At 54.9% G+C, this 508-nt stretch carries 1 protein-coding gene; it reads left to right on the top strand.

Annotation, left to right across the window (positions count from 1 at the left end; translation table 11 throughout):
* Nucleotides 1-508 (top strand): DUF3362 domain-containing protein (locus tag J5224_RS35380; protein ID WP_264629434.1); only part of this gene is annotated, 508 nt, incomplete at both ends.

Below are 508 nucleotides of genomic sequence, written 5' to 3'. Positions count from 1 at the left end.
ATCGCCGTGCCCGCGCCCTTAAGGGCATCAAGAAGGTGCTGATTGCCTCTGGGGTACGCTACGATCTGGCGGTAGAAGATCCACGCTATATCAAGGAATTGGCCGAGCACCACGTGGGCGGCTACTTGAAGATTGCGCCAGAGCACACGGAACAAGGGCCATTATCGAAGATGATGAAGCCCGGCATGGGCAGCTACCACCGTTTTAAAGAGCTGTTTGATACCTACTCGCGTCAGGCGGGAAAAGAGCAGTATCTGATCCCGTACTTTATTTCCGCTCACCCCGGCACGCGCGATGAGGATATGGTCAATCTGGCGCTGTGGCTGAAAAAGAACCGCTTCCGGCTGGATCAGGTGCAAAACTTCTATCCTTCACCGCTCGCCAGCTCTACCACTATGTATTACAGCGGTAAGAATCCGCTCAGCAAGGTGGATTATCACAGTGAAGAAGTGGTGGTGCCGCGTGGCGATCGCCAGCGCCGTTTGCATAAAGCGCTGCTGCGCTATCA

This window comes from Candidatus Symbiopectobacterium sp. NZEC135 (genome assembly GCF_025962695.1).
This window is presented reverse-complemented; position numbering and strand designations above follow the sequence as displayed.